Origin of the sequence: Arthrobacter sunyaminii (assembly GCF_018866305.1) — a bacterium.
GTDB classification, from domain to species: Bacteria; Actinomycetota; Actinomycetes; order Actinomycetales; family Micrococcaceae; genus Arthrobacter_B; species Arthrobacter_B sunyaminii.
In genome coordinates this window covers 1,653,917-1,671,277 of record NZ_CP076456.1, presented here as the reverse complement: position 1 = coordinate 1,671,277, position 17,361 = coordinate 1,653,917, and the positions used below count along the sequence as shown (strand labels likewise).

Annotated in this window: 17 protein-coding genes and 1 pseudogene; 5 read left to right on the top strand and 13 right to left on the bottom strand. The window is 65.5% G+C overall.

Annotated elements, in window-relative coordinates:
• Positions 1-246 precede the first annotated feature (246 nt).
• Positions 247-1,557 (bottom strand): class I SAM-dependent RNA methyltransferase, encoded by a 1,311-nt coding sequence (locus KG104_RS07325; RefSeq protein WP_104160813.1) that lies wholly within the window; start codon positions 1,555-1,557, stop codon positions 247-249.
• A 162-nt stretch (positions 1,558-1,719) separates the two neighbouring features.
• Here KG104_RS07325 and KG104_RS07320 point away from each other — a divergent pair, with 162 nt between their 5' ends.
• Both KG104_RS07320 and KG104_RS07315 read left to right on the top strand, forming a co-directional pair.
• Entirely contained in the window at positions 1,720-2,394 is a 675-nt protein-coding gene (locus tag KG104_RS07320; RefSeq protein ID WP_104054614.1) for a potassium channel family protein, read from the top strand.
• A complete protein-coding gene (locus KG104_RS07315; RefSeq protein ID WP_104054615.1) occupies positions 2,391-3,083 on the top strand; it encodes a potassium channel family protein in 693 nt (230 codons plus the stop codon). The genes KG104_RS07320 and KG104_RS07315 overlap by 4 nt, the downstream gene beginning before the upstream one ends.
• Here the strand turns inward: KG104_RS07315 and KG104_RS07310 are convergent.
• Genes KG104_RS07310 through dut form a run of 4 tightly spaced genes read right to left on the bottom strand, consistent with a single transcriptional unit; the run spans position 3,080 to position 5,429 of the window.
• Positions 3,080-3,838, bottom strand: a complete 759-nt coding sequence (locus KG104_RS07310) for a DUF3159 domain-containing protein (protein ID WP_207346587.1) — start codon at positions 3,836-3,838, stop codon at positions 3,080-3,082. The genes KG104_RS07315 and KG104_RS07310 overlap by 4 nt on opposite strands.
• Positions 3,835-4,191 (bottom strand): hypothetical protein, encoded by a 357-nt coding sequence (locus KG104_RS07305; RefSeq protein ID WP_104103068.1) that lies wholly within the window; start codon positions 4,189-4,191, stop codon positions 3,835-3,837. Before KG104_RS07305 ends, KG104_RS07310 begins: the two co-directional genes overlap by 4 nt.
• A 4-nt stretch (positions 4,192-4,195) precedes the next feature.
• Entirely contained in the window at positions 4,196-4,921 is a 726-nt protein-coding gene (locus KG104_RS07300) for a DUF3710 domain-containing protein (protein ID WP_104054618.1), read from the bottom strand.
• A gap of 58 nt (positions 4,922-4,979) precedes the next feature.
• Positions 4,980-5,429: a dUTP diphosphatase gene (gene dut / locus KG104_RS07295; RefSeq protein ID WP_104054619.1), complete on the bottom strand. Its 450-nt coding sequence runs from the start codon at positions 5,427-5,429 to the stop codon at positions 4,980-4,982.
• 230 nt (positions 5,430-5,659) lie between these two features.
• Here dut and KG104_RS07290 point away from each other — a divergent pair, with 230 nt between their 5' ends.
• Positions 5,660-6,124, top strand: a complete 465-nt coding sequence (locus tag KG104_RS07290) for a DUF3093 domain-containing protein (RefSeq protein ID WP_104054620.1) — start codon at positions 5,660-5,662, stop codon at positions 6,122-6,124.
• 15 nt (positions 6,125-6,139) lie between these two features.
• Here the strand turns inward: KG104_RS07290 and KG104_RS07285 are convergent, their stop codons facing one another.
• Positions 6,140-6,442, bottom strand: coding sequence for a DUF4193 domain-containing protein (locus KG104_RS07285; RefSeq protein ID WP_104054621.1), 303 nt, complete (start codon positions 6,440-6,442; stop codon positions 6,140-6,142).
• 313 nt (positions 6,443-6,755) lie between these two features.
• Here KG104_RS07285 and sepH point away from each other — a divergent pair, with 313 nt between their 5' ends.
• A complete protein-coding gene (gene sepH / locus KG104_RS07280; protein ID WP_207346586.1) occupies positions 6,756-8,234 on the top strand; it encodes a septation protein SepH in 1,479 nt (492 codons plus the stop codon).
• Positions 8,235-8,237: 3 nt separating this feature from the next.
• On the opposite strand, the gene KG104_RS07275 is transcribed toward sepH, so the two are convergent.
• The 7 genes and pseudogenes from KG104_RS07275 to KG104_RS07250 form a co-directional block, all read right to left on the bottom strand.
• Positions 8,238-8,483, bottom strand: a complete 246-nt coding sequence (locus tag KG104_RS07275) for a helix-turn-helix transcriptional regulator (protein WP_207346585.1) — start codon at positions 8,481-8,483, stop codon at positions 8,238-8,240.
• 1 nt (position 8,484) lies between these two features.
• A complete protein-coding gene (locus KG104_RS18055) occupies positions 8,485-8,949 on the bottom strand; it encodes a hypothetical protein (RefSeq protein WP_237686795.1) in 465 nt (154 codons plus the stop codon).
• Positions 8,950-9,103: 154 nt separating this feature from the next.
• Positions 9,104-9,280 (bottom strand): annotated as a pseudogene (locus KG104_RS18050) (hypothetical protein); the annotation flags it as partial.
• Positions 9,253-9,990, bottom strand: coding sequence for a thymidine kinase (locus KG104_RS07265; protein ID WP_207346584.1), 738 nt, complete (start codon positions 9,988-9,990; stop codon positions 9,253-9,255). The gene KG104_RS07265 and the pseudogene KG104_RS18050, both read right to left, overlap by 28 nt.
• 3 nt (positions 9,991-9,993) lie before the next feature.
• Positions 9,994-11,229, bottom strand: a complete 1,236-nt coding sequence (locus KG104_RS07260; RefSeq protein WP_207346583.1) for an alkaline phosphatase family protein — start codon at positions 11,227-11,229, stop codon at positions 9,994-9,996.
• A gap of 6 nt (positions 11,230-11,235) precedes the next feature.
• Positions 11,236-11,907 carry a DUF5998 family protein gene (locus tag KG104_RS07255; protein ID WP_104054627.1) on the bottom strand — a complete coding sequence of 224 codons (672 nt, stop codon included), beginning with the start codon at positions 11,905-11,907 and terminating at the stop codon, positions 11,236-11,238.
• A gap of 88 nt (positions 11,908-11,995) precedes the next feature.
• Positions 11,996-14,692: a bifunctional acetate--CoA ligase family protein/GNAT family N-acetyltransferase gene (locus KG104_RS07250; RefSeq protein WP_207346582.1), complete on the bottom strand. Its 2,697-nt coding sequence runs from the start codon at positions 14,690-14,692 to the stop codon at positions 11,996-11,998.
• 113 nt (positions 14,693-14,805) lie between these two features.
• Here KG104_RS07250 and KG104_RS07245 point away from each other — a divergent pair, with 113 nt between their 5' ends.
• Complete coding sequence (locus tag KG104_RS07245; protein ID WP_207346581.1) at positions 14,806-17,331, top strand: DNA gyrase/topoisomerase IV subunit A; 2,526 nt, start codon at positions 14,806-14,808, stop codon at positions 17,329-17,331.
• Positions 17,332-17,361: the final 30 nt, after the last annotated feature.

The following is a 17,361-nucleotide window of genomic DNA, read 5'->3' as shown; positions in this document are numbered from 1 at the left end:
GCATGCCAGTTAGGACTCCCTAACCGGCAAACCACAGGGGAAGGCAGGGAAAATGGTGGACTATTTTCCCTGCCGGATTTTGCCCCACTGCCGAACGAAAACTCTGCCCGCCTAAGCAGGCAAAGGCTCCCCAACACGGCGCGGATCTGCACAACTGCTCCCTATACTATCCGTTACACCCCCATGTGACGGGGAGGATAGCCGTGCGCCCTGCGACACGGACCGTCAAGGCCCCGTTACAAACGGTTACGGGCGGGTTAGGACTGCAAAGGACTCCATATGGTGGGTGTGCGGGTAGAGGTCGAAGACCCGCAGCGAATCGAGCTGCCAGCCCAAATCCTTGAAGTAGCCAAGATCGCGGGCAAACGACGCCGGGTCACAGGAAACGTAGCCCACCGTGCGCGGGGCGGCGGCGTCAATCCGGCGCACCACGTCCTTGCCTGCCCCGACACGCGGCGGGTCCAGGAGCACGACGTCGAGGCGGCCCTCGTAGGCGGCCAGCGACTTGTCCACGCGTCCCTGCAGGATTTCCACCTGGGGCGAGGCAAACAGGTTCTTGCGGGCGTCGCGGCTGGCTCCGGGAGAACCCTCAACGGACAGAACGCGTCCCGATTCGCCCGCGGCGTCGGCCAGCGGGGCCGTGAACAGACCGGCGCCGGCGTACAGGTCGGCAACCTGCTCACCCGGCTGGATCTGGAGCCCGTCCAGGACAGCCTGCGCCAGAGTCAGGGGCGCGCTGCGGTGGATCTGCCAGAAACCCGCACCGGTCACCCGGTAGTCATGCCCCAGCACGCTCTCCTGCACCCAGGTGCGGCCGCGGAGCCGGTTCAGGGTTGAGGTTTCGGGGTCCCAGGACGCAATGGAGGTTCCTTCGGGAAGGGCGGAGGCGATGCGGCCCAGTGCCTTGGGGTGCGCGCCTGCAGCGGGGATTAGCAGCACCAGGGGTGCGCCGGTTGACGGAACGGCCACCTCTACCCGGGAGACGCCGCTGAAGTCCACGTCCCACAGCTGCAGATCGTTCACGGCGTCCACGGCCAGCGGCATCCGCTGGACAGGAATCAGCTCCTCGGAACGGTGCGCGTGCATGGCCAGCCGGCCGCCGGGGGCTACCGAAAAGCTGGCGCGCGTCCGCCAGTGCAGGCCGTCCTCCCGCTCTTCAACGGCAGGCTCAACCGTCACCGTCCGGTCTTCCTTGGCCAGCCGGCTCAGCTGCTCCGCGAAGATCTGTGCCTTAAGCTCGCGCTGCAAGGGCAGCTCAATGTGCCCAAACTCGGCACCTCCCACGGGCAGCCGCCCGCGGGAAGCAGCGCGCAGCGCATCGGCTTCAGGCCAGAAGTGCTCCACCCGGCCCGGAACGCTTTCGAGCACTTCCACGACGTCCGCACGCCAGAATTTGGCGCCGTCGCCCGCTTCCGTCAGGCGGGCGCGGACCCGCTCGCCGGGCAGGGCATGCCGGACAAAGACCACGCGCCCCTCGTGCCGTGCCACAAAGTGGCCGCCGTGGGCGGGGGCGCCAATAGTGAGTTCGATCTCGGATGCAGTGGTGTCGGTCGTCATAGTGCCGGATACTTCCTGATGGAGCCTAAAAGACCATCACATCATGCCTGCGCCCCGGTGCATATTCGCCGGGCCCGCAGGCCGGACCGCACGCCCGCCTTCACAGGTCTATGCTGGCGGTTGGGTTTTTTCGCAGTCGATCATCAGGAACCGAGGTGGCAGGTGGCCCATTACGTCATCATGGGATGCGGGCGAGTGGGCGTGTCGCTGGCCCACACACTGGACAATGCCGGGCATACCGTGGCCGTCATTGACCAGGATGAGCGGGCGTTCAGGCGTTTGCGGCACACCTTCACGGGCCGGAAAGTCACCGGCGTCGGCTTTGACCGGGTGACCCTCAGAGAGGCCGGAATCGAGGAGGCTTACGCCTTCGCAGCCGTTTCTTCGGGTGACAATTCCAACATTCTGGCTACCCGGGTGGCGCGCGAGACGTTCCACGTCCCGCATGTGGTGGCACGGATCTACGACCCCGGACGCGCGGAAATCTACCAGCGGCTCGGCATCCCCACAGTCGCGGCAGTGCGCTGGAGCGCCGACCAGGTGCTGCGGCGCATCCTGCCGGAGCAGAGCATTAACGGAGACTTCCGCGAGTCATCCGGCCGGCTGATCCTGGGCGAACTGTCCCTGCACGAGGGCTGGCTGGGCACAACGCTCAGCGGCATTGAACAGGCAGCCGAGGTCCGTATCGCCTACGTCACCCGGTTCGGCGAGGGAATACTCCCCCGCCCGGACACCAGTTACCAGCAGGGCGATGTCCTGCACGCCATGATGAACGTGGAGCGCACCAGCGAAATCAGCCGCATCCTTTCGGTTGCGCCGGTCAGGGAGAAGCAGTGAAAGTTGTGATTGCAGGCGCCGGGAGTGTGGGGTCCTCCATCGCCAAGGAGCTTCTTTCCCACCACCACGAGGTACTTCTCATTGATGAAAAGCCCGAGGTGGTGGGACGCAGCGGACTGTTGGGCGCGCATTGGCTGATTGGCGACGCGTGCGAGCTGACCACGCTGAAGGATGCCCGGCTGGAGGAGGCCGACGTTATGGTCTCCGCCACCGGGGACGACAAGGTCAATTTGGTGGTCTCACTGCTGGCCAAGAGCGAGTTCGGTGTGGCACGCACCGTGGGCCGGGTGAACAATCCCAAGAACGACTGGATGTTCGATGATTCCTGGGGTGTCGACGTGGCAGTGAATACACCGCGCCTGATGACTGCCCTCGTGGAGGAAGCCGTGGAGGTCGGCGACCTGGTACGGCTGCTTACGCTGCAAACCGGAGTGGCCTCGATGGTGGAGTTCACGGTTCCGTCCGATTCGCCGTTGACCGGCAAGACCCTCGGGTCCATTGACTGGCCCCTGGACACCACGGTGACGGCTATCCTCCGCGACGACGCCCCCATCACCCCCAGCAGGGATGACGTCATTGAGCCCGGCGACGAACTGTTCTTTATCTGCACCATCGCAGCCGAAGACCAGCTGCGGGCCGTCCTGCTGCCTGAGCGGTCCCGGCCCGGTTCCGAGCCTGAAACGTCCTAGCCCGGGTGCTTCCCGGACTCCTGCTGGGTCAACGGCCGGGACACCATCCAGGCCAGCCACAGCCCCAGGGCATACAGGGGAACGCCCATGGCCAGGCGCATGGTGCCCAGCGCCCCCACGTTGTCCGCCAGATACAGCGGAAGCTGAACGCCGAGGCGCAGGGCGAACACCGCGATGATGATCCAGGTGGCCAGTGCATAGGCGCGGATCCGCTTCCGGCTTGCCCGCCATTCCAGGTTCTCACCGCGGATGAATCCGAACAGGAGTCCGGCCACCGGCCAGCGGACGGCAATCGAAACGGCAAACGCCAGGATGTACGCGGCATTGACGAAAAAGCCCGGCAGGAAGAACTCTGTCCCGCTGCCGCTGCGCAGGGCGAAGACGGCGCAGATGATGACGCCGATTACCCCTGTCAGGGACTGCATCAGGGGACGTTTCTGCACCAGATTGGCCGCTGAGAAGGCCGCCGCCGAAGCCACTGCTGCGCCGAGCGACAAGTACAGCTCCGACGTCAGCGTGAAAAGCAAGGTAAAGAGCAGGCCGGGAACAATGGCCTCCGCGAGCCCGCGCACCCCGCCGACTGACTTGAGCACATCGATCTGCCCGTCGTCTCCGCGTTCCACTCCCGCCTTGGCCGCGTAGGCACCGGCGACGTCGCCGAGTGTCGCCTGTTGCTCCTCGGCCTGAGGGTTCCCGCCGGAAGGCTCAGCCGTCCGACGGTATTCGGGCAGGTCGCTGCCGGGTCGCTCAGTCATGTTTCGTTCTCCGGACGTCCGATGATTTCATAACGGGGGTTGTAGATGGTGGGATAGCTTCCCACGGTACTGACCATGCCCTCAAACGCCAGCTGGGTGCCGGCTTCCACTCCGGGCACACGGCGTTGTCCAATCCAGATGAGACGGACCCGGGCACGCGGCTTGCGGGACGCCGGATCGCGGTACGCGGCTTCGCGGTCCTCCACCATGGCGGTGAAGCGCGGAGGCTCCGTCGCCGGAACCACGGTGATGGACTCCACGTACCCGCCGCTGTAGACCCGGCCCCGTTCGGGCAGGGAACTGACGGGAACCGGGCCCTGCTTGCCGGGGAGCGCGGATTGCTCGGTGGGCATCAGCTCAGCCGATGGTCGTGATTTCAGGGCCGCGCTCCGGCGGACCCGGTTTGACCGGCGCGGCAGGCCGGGGCAGGGGCGAAGCATCACGCGGCAAACGCAGCTGCAGCAGGTCCCGCGGCGGAAGCGGCTGTTCACCGCGGACCACGACGACGTTGCGGAAGACGTCTTCCAGCGGACCGGCCTCCTGCGGATCAAGAGCGGCAGGGCCGCCGAAGACGCCGCGCAGGAACCAGCGCGGGCCATCCACACCGACGAACCGGGCCACGCGGTACCCCTTGGACCCGTCCTGGGCCTGGGCCGGAACCTTCGCCAGGAGTTCGGTGCCGAAAACGCCGTCGAGCTCATCCACGGTGCCGCCCTGCGAACCTACGGATTTGCCGATCTGTCCGCGGATGTCATCCCAGAGAGTCTCTGAGCGGGGTGCCGCAAAAGCCTGCAGCTGCAGGCTTGAGCCGTTCAGGTCGAGGGTCACCGCAACCACCCGCTGGGTCTTCTCTTCAACTTCCAGGCGCAGCTGGAGGCCCTGGGCTGCCGCAATGCGCAGCGCACCCAGATCCACATAGCCGTCCTCGGACGGCTTGTCGCTGACGTCCCACGGGCCCGTGGCCGCGCCCGTTTCGGAGCCGGCTGCAGCGTCGACAACTTCGTCGGCGCCGTCCTGCCCTTGTTCTTCCTGATCCTGCTTGGCTTGATCCTGCTTGTTCTTCTTCAGTCGCCCAAATGCCATGACCGGGTTCCTCTCTCTTGTAGGAGGCCTCACGCTGCCGGCCCCCGGGACAGCCGCTCTAGGCAGGCAGTGCAGCAAAGCCGCCGGTGGAACCGAATCCGCCGGTGCCGCGAACGGATTCGGACAGTTCATCGACCAGTTCAAAAGACGCAGTCTCCACCCGCTGAATCACCATCTGGGCGATCCTGTCACCGCGCTTCAGGGTAATTGGGGTGGTGGTGTCGGTGTTGAGGAGCGTGACACTGATCTCGCCCCGGTAGCCGGCGTCGACAGTGCCGGGAGCATTCACAACGGTGAGGCCGTGTTTGGTGGCCAGCCCCGAACGGGGATGAATGAACGCTGCATAGCCGAAAGGAAGGGCCAAAGCCACGCCGGTGGGAACAAGCCTCCGCTCCCCCGGCTCCAGGACAAAGTCGATCCGGGTGCGAAGGTCCGCGCCTGCGTCGCCCGGATGGGCGTACGACGGCGGTTCCAGTCCGTCGTCGAGCATCTTCAGCTGCACGGTCATTGTGGGGCCTGCTTCAAGCACCGGTGTGTCTCCGACTTCATTGATGTGTGGCCCGCGTCCCGATCAGGTCCGCGTGGCTGCGTCTTACAGTTCTGCCCGGGAGGCTCCCGGGGAATACCGCACCTCACTTTAGCGTGTTTTCCTGACGCTTCTCCGAACGTGGCGGAACGGCAATTCCCCCCGCCGGGCACCAAGATGAAATGACGGAACAAAGATGCCAAGCTGGAGGTATGTCATCCCCCTCTGCCCAGACTCCCGCCAGCACCGTTCTCTACTCGGAGCGGCTTCTTCCCTCATTCTGGATCTGGGTGATGGTCCTGGGCGTGTCAGCCTCAAGCATCCTCGTGTTCGTACCCATCAGCATGGAAACCGGGATAATTGCCGCCGTTGTGGTCGCCGTGATTCTGACGGTTTTGCTGCTTCTCAGCACCCCGACCATCCGGGTCACGCCGGACACCCTGCAGGTAGGCAAGGCGGAAATTGAGCGGGTCCATATCGGATCGGTGGAGGGCTTCCGTGGAGATGATGCCACGTATCAGCGCGGCCGGGGCCTGAACGCCACCTCGTACATGTGCATTCGCGGCTGGATTTCGCCGGTGGTCAAGATCGAGATCACCGACCCCGCAGACCGCACGCCGTACTGGCTCACGTCCACCCGCCATCCCGAGGATCTGGTCCGCGCACTAAACAGCTAACCACTCAGAGACCGCTCAGCCCTCACAGTCCGTGCAGTAGGCCAAACCGTCCTTTTCCAGGGCTATCTGCGACCTGTGCCGCACCAGGAAACAGGACGCGCAGGTGAATTCGTCCGCCTGCGGAGGCAGTACACGCACCAGGAGCTCTTCCCCGGAGAGGTCCGCGCCCGGCAGCTCGAAGCTGTCCGCCGCTTCCGCCTCGTCTTCATCCACCACCGCGGACTGCGTGGTCGCAGTGCGGCGCGTCTTCAGCTCTTCAATTGATTCCTCGCTGACGTCCTCTTCTGTCTTGCGCGGCGCATCATAGTCTGTCGCCATAATATGTACTCTCACCATCCGGTCGAGTTGTTGGAGAAGATTGTGTTGAGCCCGTCCTGCCGGTTCGGAACCGGCCGCTTGCAGGTTCTGAGGTATCAACGCAACGGGGTTGCGTTTTGTGCCCGTAAACCGGAGATTTTTGTCTAGTCGAAAGCGAAAAACCACCATCGGGCCGTCCCGGCGCCTCCGGATGCTCAAAAAAAGCGGCAGCAGGAGGCGGCGATCCGCGCCACGCCCCTGCAAACAGTAGGCTTTCGGCGCTGCGGGTGGCATTGTTTCCAGAAGGAATTGCTATCGGGTGGAGGATTGGTTCATGCAGGATCTGCGTCTCGTGGGTGTCCATGAGGGTGGCGAGCATCTGCTGCTCAGCGGCAAGGGTGGGGAAACATTCCGGCTTCGCATGGATGAAGCGCTGCGGGTGGCGGTTTCCCGCTCGGTGCACCGCTCCACAGCTCCCGCCGAGCGGCCTGAAGGCCCAGCCATGACTCCGCGTGACATTCAGGCACGAATCCGTTCCGGCGCCAGCGCCGAAGACGTCGCTGAGGTTTCCGGTCTGGACCTCGCCCACATCCGCCGCTATGAGGGCCCGGTCCGCGCGGAACGCGACTACGTTGCCCGCCAGGCACAGGCCGTGGAAGTGGCTGCCCCTCTCTCGGCTACGCACGACGGGTACCGCAGTACGTTCGGCGACAGTCCGGTCAATCTCGGCGACATGGTCAATCACCGGCTCAAGGCCTTTGGTGTGGACCCCGACAGCGTCGAATGGGATGCCTGGCGTCGCCCGGATTCCACGTGGGATGTCGTTGCCCGTTTTGATCTCGATGAAAAGTCCCGGGTTTCCGTGGGCGAAGAACCGCCGGCGCGCTGGACTTTCAGCCCGCTGCGCAAGAGCGTGTCCAATGCCAACCGCTGGGCGCAGCTGCTCAGTGAGCTGGAGCCGCTGGACTCCCCCGTACCGTCGCGCCGACTGACAGCCGTCGCGGACCGCGTCTTCGATTTTGAGGCCGTCCCGGTGCCCGAGGCTGACGGTGTCGATGGAGCCGGAGATGAGGAGACCGCAAACCTGCTGGAGGTCCTGCGCTCCCGCCGCGGGCAGCGTCTCGGTGCCGACGAAGACGGCGACGACGCGCTGGCGGCGCTGCTGGCAAAGGGCAGCATCCCTGCGGCACATCCCCGGGAGGGCCGCACCGAAACGGAGGACGCCGCCTCCAGCGGTCCCCGCACCGGCCGTCTGACGCTGGCACCGGATGTTGCAGGAATGGATTCAGCGGACCGCCCCGATTCGGTTCGCCTGCCCAACGGTGTTTCCTCCGAGACGCGTGAAATCAGTATTCTGGCCCGGCCTTTCCGCCGCCGCAGCGAGGCAGCCGAAGATACCGGCACCAACACGCCTGCGGACGTTTCATCTGCGCGCACAGGCACCGGCTCCGACAAGTTCCAGGGGTCCGCCAAGGCTGCCGCCGCGGGAGCCGACGTCAAGGCGGACCACGCTGACGGCGCTGACGGCGCCGATGCTGCACGGGCTGCTTCGACCGAGACAGACACCGCCGCAGAGGCTGCTGAGAGCAGCAAAGCCGCACCGGCTGCACGCGGCAAGAAAACCGGAGGCCGCAAGGGCGGTCGGACGGATTTCCCCTGGGACCGGATGGGTTCCGGCAGCAGCCGGACCGATGACGCAGCCACCGCTGAATCCGGCAAGGACGAGGACGGCGCAGACCGCCGTCCGATCAAGCCAAAGCGTTCCTCGGTACCCAGCTGGGATGAGATCGTCTTCGGTACCAAGGGCGACTAGCCCTCACGCCGGGGGCGCAACCGGTGCTTGGGACGTTCCGGGTGCACCTGGAGAGTAGTCGTCGGGGATAAACAGGTCTTCGATGGTACTGCTGAAGAGCGACGCAAGCCGGAAGGCCAACGGCAGGGACGGATCAAACCGTCCGCGTTCAATGGAGATGATGGTTTGGCGCGAGACGCCGAGCTCATCGGCGAGGTGCTGTTGGGACCACTCACGGTTCGCGCGGAATTCCTTAACTCGATTGCGCACGTCAGCCTTTGCGCCGCTGCAGCAGATAGCGCACGCCAAAGAGCACGGCGCACAGAATCAGCACGGCTGGCAGCACAAGCTTCAGGTTCACCGTAATCTCTCCCGGCAGGAATGCGACAACAGTGCCCGCGACTCCGAGTATCAGGATGAGATCGGTGAAGGAACGGGACGCCGCTTTGTCTTGCCAGCCAGCCTCGATCGAATCATCCGGCCGTTCGACCGCCCCCTCGATGGTGTTGCGGTCAACAATTGCCACGTACACCAGCAGGGTTGCGGGCATCGTGAGGCAAAACGCGAAGACCCAAAAGCCAAGCACCGGATTCGCCTCTGTGACGCCGGTGGCCACGGCCAGCCATCCTCCGCCTGCTCCAAGGAGCAGCCCGCTGGGCAGAGCGACTGCCATGGCCGGCACCCTGCCGGAACCAAACCTCGCCTGTCCCCACTTGGTGCGCGTTCCAGTCTCCATCCCGCTCTCCCCTTCCGATGTTTAGCCGCTTGCCATGTACAGGCTGCTTTACATGTATAGGGTGCTTTACACGCCGGCTCTCGTCAAGGGTTCCGGCCAGCTCCGGATGCATCCTCAGGATGTCCCTCACGGCCAGGTGATTACGAACGTGCAGCGTGCCGGCCATGCAGAGATAAACGTGGCGTTCCGGACGCTCATCGGGGGCGTCGAATGTCTCACGGTCGGGAAGTCCCGGGTTTCCCCGATGCCGGTATCCGGCGTCTTCGAGAACGTGTACGGCAGCCGTGACGGAACCCGAGCTTCTTAGGGGATACGGGGATGAACCGCGCAGACGTCCAGGTCGGCCGGAGAATCATCAGCAGCGGAGATCGACTCCGCCTGGTGGGCAGTGACCCGGCGCATGTAGTGCCGGCGGCAGAGGGTTTCATATCCCACGACCGGCGCTGTTTCCACGGCTTCCGCGGAGAACAGCGGTTCCTCGGTGACACCCGGCGCCGCGGCGGGAGCATGCTTGCCCACGTCGCCCACCACAACCTGGTCCCCTTCAACCACCATGACCCCGTCCACGGTGCGGGCATTGTGGGTGGCCCTTCGGCCACACCAGCACAGAGCCCGCACTTGGAGCACTTCCATCCGATCAGCCAGTTCGATCAGGCGCTGGGACCCGGGGAAAAGCCGGGTCCGGAAATCCGACGTGATGCCGAAGGCAAAAACATCCACACACAATTCATCCACCACGCGAGCCAACTGCTCCACCTGGTCCGCTGAATAGAACTGCGCTTCATCGCAAATGAGGTAATCCACCGGCAGACCGGTCCGGCGGCGGCCTGACACTTCGTTCCAGAAGTCCGTGGTGTCCGTGACTTCCACCGCAGGGGTGCGCAATCCCAGCCGGGAAGAGATCATCGAATCCCCCGCCCTGTCATTGCGGCTGAACAGGATTCCGCCGCGGCCGCGGGCACTGTGGTTATAGTCCATCTGCAGGGCAAGCGTCGATTTGCCGCAGTCCATGGTCCCGGAAAAGAAAACTAGCTCGGCCACGGTTTACTTCTTTCTCCCGCCGGACTGTGCCCCGGGATTGCGCTTGGTAGCCGGTGCAGCAAGCTGCAGCAGCGGAACTTCCCGCTCCGCGCGGGTCAGGGAACCGTGCTGGCCCACCACTTCCAGGGACGCGGATTTCATCCGCCGCAGGTCATACAACGCGATCGGCTCGCGTGCCATCACCAGGACGTCACCGATACGCGGCAGCACGGACGGGGAAACAACCGGTCCGAAATAACCGGCGTTGACGGCTTCCTCCCGGGTGGCGATCCAGATTTTGTTGCCGTAGGCGCGGCCCCAGGAGTCCATCAGGTTCTGCCGAACCTGCTCGCCTGCCCCGGGTTCCAGATACAGGTGCACCATGCGCGGCTCGCCCGCAGTGTGCCGCACACCGGCAATCAGCGAGGGGTCTGCCGAGAAGTCGTGCCGGTGTTCCGGAGCGATATCCACCATGCCGTGGTCCGCCGTGAGCAGCAGCAGCGTATCGGCCGGGAGCCGGGAGGCCAGAAGTTTCAGCGCGCTGTCCAGCTCCTCCAGCTGGAAACCCCACTGCTGGGACTGGGATCCGTGCTTGTGGCCGGCTTTGTCCAGCTCGTTCCAGTACAGGTACATCAGCATCCGCGGCGCTGCGGCCAGAGCCTGGGCTGCTGCCGCCACCCGGGCATGGACGCCGGTCGCGCCGATGAATTCACCGCCGCGCAAAGCGGCGCGGGTCATCGCGGAGTCCGCGAACCGCGGGAGGCTCACGGAGGCCACCGGAATGTGCTCCGCCGCCTGTTCCAGAACGGTGGGGCAGGGCTGCCAGCGCTCGGGGTCCACACCGGCGTCCCAGTTGCCGAGCATGTTGACGACTTTGTCCTGGTCCGGATCCAGCACGTCGTATCCGACCATGCCGTGTTCGCCCGGCGGACGTCCGGTTCCCAGGGAGGCCAGTGATGCCGCCGTCGTGGTGGGAAATGCTGCCGTCAGCACCCTGGCCGAGGGTACAAAACTGCGCAGGAACGGCGCGTGCCCGCCGCGCTGCTTGAGCAGGGACCAGCCAAGACCATCCACCATGACCACGCAGACGCGTTTGGCTGCCGGCAGGTTCAGGGTGTTCTCGAAACCGGGAACGCCAAGGACTGCGGCCGAGCTGGCGAGGACGTCGGCAACGCTGCTGCGCCCGTAGCCGGGGGCGGGAGGAAGCGGTTCCCGGGTGACTTTGCCGGATTCGGAGCCTGTTCCGGAGGAGGAGTTCATAACCCCTTACCGCTGGTGGTGGCTGCGGTTGAACCGGCTGCCGATGCCCGCAACGCGCTGGCGGGCATCCCCGGGCTCCATGGCGCGGGCGTTGACCGTGTCCGTGTTGACCTTGCGCAGTGCCCGGGCGAAGTCCTTGGCGTTCTGCACGGCCTGGGCGCCGTCGGCCTCAGCACTGACGCGGAGGACAATGTCTTCCTGGGCGATGGTGCCGGTGTAGCCGTGGTCGGCGTCGCACTGCGGGTCCGCGCAGCCTGCGGGGCCCATATCCAGGCGCTGTCCGCCTGACCAGGCGATGGCCAGGGTCAGTTCACGGGCCTGGTCGGAGGGCTTGTAGTCCTGCGGCTGGGCATACATGTAGCCCAGGACCACGGACCGGATTTGCGTCACCGGCACCGATTCGGTGGAAACCTGGGCCATCATCTGCTCCCCGGCTTCGTCCAGCTGCTGGTCATCCACGTGGGTGATTACCAGCATGTCCTCGGTCAGCACCAGCACGGTGATGTGGCGGTGCACCTCGGTGCGCTCGAAGTGGGTCTCCAGGTGAATCAGGTGGGACAGCGGTTCCCGGCCGTCCAGGGCGTCGTGGACGACGTCGGCCAGGAGCGTGGGATAAAAGCCGGCCCGCTCCATGGAGGCGTCCAGGCTGCGGCGTTCAGAGGAAAGTAACGGCGACATGATTCCAGTTTCCCCCAGAGAGCACCCCAGCACCTAAATGGCGCGCGGAAGGATTGCGAGATCATCCTGCCGGGCCCCCGGACCCTGCCTAGTCCCGCATTGCCCGCCGGGCGCTGTCGGTCCGCTGCTGCGGGTTGCCGAGCCTGACGTCCGCGCTGAGGACCGTCACTCCGGTGGTTGAGACCAGCACGGGGTTGATTTCCAGCAGTGCTATCTCGGGATGCTCGTCCTTCAGCAGGGCCAGCCGTGAAATCAGGTCCTCCAGCGCGGCAACGTCGGCCTTGGGCAGCCCCTGGTAACCGAAGAGCTTGCCGGAGGCACGCGGTGCACGCACCAGGTCCGCAACGTCCGTGTCCGTCAGCGGCGGAATTCCGTGGGCCCAGTCATCCAGAAGGTTCACGGCGTCTCCGGCCAGGCCGAAGGACAATACCGGCCCGAGCAGCGGATCTTCAATGGCCCGCACGGTACAGCCCTGTCCCGAGGGCGCCATGGTCTGCACTTCGAGTTCAAAGCTGCCGTAAGGCTCCAGGGACTGTTTCATCTGCGCGATGTTGGTGAGGAGCTCTTCCGGTGTGGAGATGTTCATCCGCACCCCGCCCAAGTCGAGGCGGTGGCGCAGGTGTTCGTCCATGGTCTTGATGACCACGGGCCAGCCCAGGGAATCTGCTGCCGCCACGGCTTCCTCCCCCGTGCTGAACGGAACCGACGGCAGCAGCTGGACGCCGTAGAAGGACAGCAGCTGCGTGGTTTCCTCGGCGGAAAGCCGCATGAGCCCGTCACCTGAAACCCGGGACAGGAGTTTTTCGACCAGCGCGTGGGCGCCGTCGGGATCCACTCCGGCCGGCTCGACGAAGTGCCCGTGGTCACGGGCGGCCCATTCGGTGTACCGGACCAGGGAGGCGAGCGCCGAGACGGCGGCCCCGGGGCTGGAGAAGCACGGCAGGCCGGACTGCCGCCCGTCCTCCTCCCTTCCCCCTTCGGTCAGCAGACCTTCGACATGCGCGGTGGGGTCCATGATTCCGGTGAAGGCAGCCACCACGGGTTTGCCGGACTCAGCCACGCACTCCTGCAGGCACTGCGCAATTTTCTCCATCGTCAGCCCGGGAGACGGCAGCAGGGTTACAACGCCGGCATGCACGGCGTCGTCGGCGAGCGCCTTGGTGACAGTGGCGCGCAGCAGCGGCAGGGCGACGCTCATCCCGGTGTCCAGGGCCAGATCCGTCTGCAGGCTGCGCACTTCCAGGTCCAGGCCGACGGCGGCATCCGCCACCACCCGGCCCAGGGCAGCGGAATTACTGAAGATGGCCAGGGCCCTGCCTGCCGGCAGGGGCTGGCTGACGGCAATCTGGGCAACATCCATCAACTGTTCGTTGGTGTTCACCCGAATGACGCCGGACTGCCGCAGCATGGCATCCAGCGCTCCGGCGGGGGCCTGGGTGGTCCGGACGGCGTGGCCCGGCGGCAGCTGCAGCCCCGTGACGTCTGACTTGGCGACGATCACCGGCTTGGAGGTGGCCAGGCGGCGGGCGATCCGGGAGAACTTTCGGGGATTGCCGACCGACTCCAGGTACATGCCCACCACCCGGGTGTCCGTGTCATCTTCCCAGTACTGCATGGCGTCGTTGCCTGACACGTCAGCCCGGTTGCCGGCGGAAATGGTGGAGGACAGGCCCAGGCTGCGCCGCTGTGCCGCAGCGTAGAGGAGGACGCCGATGGCGGCGGACTGGCTGAACAGGCCCAGTCCCCCGGCTTCGGGCATGGACGGAGCCATGGAGGCGTTCAGACGGACCCCGGGGCGGGTGTTGATCAGGCCCAGCGACGCCGGGCCCACCACACGCATGCCGTTGGCCCGGGCGTGCCGCACGAGGCGCCGCTGCCGGGCGAGGCCGCGTTCGCCGTCGTCCGCGAATCCCGCGGTGGCCACCAGCAGTCCCTTGACCCCGGCGCGCGCGCACTCCTCCACCACCTTCTGTACCTGGTCGTAGGGAACGGCGATGATGGCCAGCTGCACGGGTTCGGGCACGTCCCCGATCCGGGCGTAGGACACCATGCCGGCCAGCTCGAAGGCCTCCGGGTTCACGGCGTACACCGAGCCGGTGAAGCCGCCCTCGATGATGTGCTCGAGCAGCTGGTAGCCCACGGTGCCCCATTCGCGGCTGGCTCCGATGACGGCAACGGACGACGGCGAGAGCAGGTCCGCGACGCTGCGGGCCTCGGCGCGGTGTTCGCGGGATTCCATGACGGCCCGGGATTTGTCCGTGGGGTCGATGTTGAAGTCCAGGGCAATCACGCCGTCGTCGAAGTGGCGGCGCACCTCGTAGCCGGCGTCAGCGAAGACCCCGATCATTTTGCGGTTTTCCGGCAGCACTTCGGCGGAGAACCGGCGGATGCCGTTTTCCCGGGCCGCAGCAGCGAGGTGCTCAAGCAGGATGGAACCCAGGCCGCGGCCCTGGTGGCCGTCCGAGATGTTGAAGGCCACTTCGGCTTCGGTGGGGTCATCGAGACGGTCATAGCGGCCAATGCCGATGATTTCGGAGCCAATGGTGATGACGAACGCCACGCGGTCCTTGTAGTCCACGTTGGTGAACCGGGCCAGCTCCTTGTTGCTGAGCTTGGCCTTGTAGGTGAAGAAGCGCAGGTAAATGGAGCTTTGGGACTGGCGCATGTGGAACTCCTGCAGCGCCTGGGCGTCCCCGGGTGTCACGGGTCTCAAATGCCCGGTGCCGCCGTCCCGCAACACCACGTCAGCTTCCCAATATTCGGGGTAATGTCCCTGCTCCGCCATAGACTCAGAGTAGTGGGAAATTTTCTCCGCTGTCTGCAGGACGCTTCGGCCGCCGCGCCGGATCCCCCTGCAACCCCGTATAAGCCCTACCAATGCAAGGACCCGACAACAGCATGGCCCGGCGCCAAACCGTCTCCAAAACAGCACCCGGCGAGAAAATCGCCGAGAACATCATCGACATTGATGTCACCACCGAGATGGAAGGTTCCTTCCTCGAGTACGCGTACTCGGTGATCTATTCCCGCGCCCTTCCCGACGCCCGTGACGGCCTCAAGCCCGTCCAGCGGCGCATCCTGTACATGATGGCGGACATGGGCCTGCGGCCGGACCGCGGCCACGTGAAGTCCGCACGCGTGGTGGGCGAGGTCATGGGCAAGCTCCATCCCCACGGCGACTCCGCCATTTACGACGCCATGGTCCGCATGGCGCAGGACTGGGCGCTGCGCCTGCCCCTGATCGACGGGCACGGAAACTTCGGCTCGCTCGACGACGGCCCGGCGGCCGCCCGGTACACCGAAGCCCGGCTGGCAGCTCCGGCGCTGACCCTGACGGACCATCTGGATGAAGACGTGGTGGACTTTGTCCCCAACTACGACAACCAGCTGATGCAGCCGGAGGTGCTTCCGGCGGCCTTCCCCAACCTGCTGGTCAACGGCACCACCGGCATCGCCGTGGGCATGGCCACCAACATGGCACCGCACAACCTGGGTGAAGTCATTGCCGCCACCCAGCACCTGATCGCCAACCCCGAGGCCACGCTGGATGAGCTGATGCGGTTCATCCCCGGCCCGGACCTTCCCAGCGGCGGACGGATTGTGGGACTGGACGGCATCCGCGACGCCTACGCGTCCGGCCGCGGGTCCTTCAAAACACGCGCCAAGGTGGAGGTGGAGCAGCTCAATGCCCGCCGCACCGGACTGGTGATCACCGAACTGCCGTACATGGTGGGCCCGGAAAAGGTCATCGAGAAGATCAAGGACGCGGTCACCTCCAAGAAGCTGCAGGGCATCTCGGACGTGGTGGACCTGACGGACCGCAGCCACGGACTGCGCCTGGTCATCGAGCTCAAGAACGGCTTCAACCCCAACGCCGTCCTGGCCCAGCTGTACCGGTACACGCCGATGGAGGATTCCTTCGGCATCAACAACGTCACCCTGGTGGACGGGCAGCCCCGGACTCTTGGACTGGTGGAACTGCTGCAGGTCTACGTGGCGCACCGCCTTGGCGTCGTCCGCCGCCGCACCGCGTTCCGGCTGCGCAAGAAGCAGGACCGGCTGCACCTGGTCGAGGGTTTGCTCATTGCGATCGTGGACATTGACGAGGTCATCCAGATCATCCGCTCCTCGGATGAGACGGCCCAGGCCCGCGAACGGCTGATGGCCATCTATGACCTGACGGAAATCCAGGCCAACCACATCCTCGAGCTGCGCCTGCGCCAGCTCACCAAGTACTCCCGCATCGAACTGGAGAAGGAAAAGGATGACCTGCTCCTGGCGATCAAGGAGCTGCAGGCCATCCTTGACTCCGAACAGCGGCTGCGGTCCCTGGTCTCCGACGAACTCGGCGAAGTGGCGGCCAAATACGCCACTCCGCGGCGGACGGTGCTGCTGGAATCCGAGGCGGCATCACCGCTGAAGGGTGTTGCTGCCGCTCCCGCGGTCACCGGCAAGGGCGCCAAGGCGGCACTGCCGCTGGAGATTGCCGATGACCCCTGCTGGGTCATCCTCACCAGTTCCGGCCAGCTGGCCCGCACCTCCAACCAGGAGCCGCTCACCGAGGCGGGCCAGCGGGTGCGTCACGATGTGTTCCGCTCCGTGGTGAAGACCACGGCGCGCGGCGAGATCGGGGCGGTGACGTCGTCGGGCCGGATGGTCCGTGTCCAGGTCCTCGATATGCCGGCTCTGCCGCCGACGTCGGGCCTGCCGAACATGGCCGGCGGCGTTCCCGTGAAGGATTTCATGACGCTGGCCAAGGGCGAAAAGCTGATTGGCCTGGTGCCGCTGAACGAGATCATTGCGCTGGGCACCCGGAACGGCATCGTAAAACGGGTTAATCCTGAATACCCGCTGAACCGGGACGACTGGGAAGCCATCACGCTCAAGCCCAAGGATGAAGTGGTGGGTGTGGGCGTGGCGGCGCAGGACACCGACGAGCTGGTGTTTATCACCGAACACGCCCAGCTGCTGCGTTTCAGCGCCTCGCTGGTCCGTCCGCAGGGACGCACCGCCGGCGGTGTTGCCGGCATCAAGCTCGGTGCCGATGACCATGTGCTGTTCTTCGGCGTGGTGGCGCAGAATGATCCGGCCGCCGTCGTTGTTACCGTCTCCACCGGCACCGAGACCCTGCCCGGGACGCCAGGCGGATCCGTGAAGGTGACCGAGTTCGCCGAGTACCCGGTGAAGGGCCGTGCCACCGGCGGAGTGCGGGCACACCGGTTCCTGAAGGGTGAGGATGCCCTCGTAGTCGCGTGGGCCGGTCATGGTCCGGCGAAGGCTGCCGCTGCCAACGGTGTGGCCCGGGCGCTGCCCACGGAGCACGGACGGCGGGACGGCTCCGGCATTCCGTTGACCAACCAGGTTGACCAGGTCGGACCGAGCCACACGCCGGTTGAACCGGGTGAAGATCCGGCTGCGAGCTGACGCCGGTTCTTGTCCGGCGGCTGCCCCGAA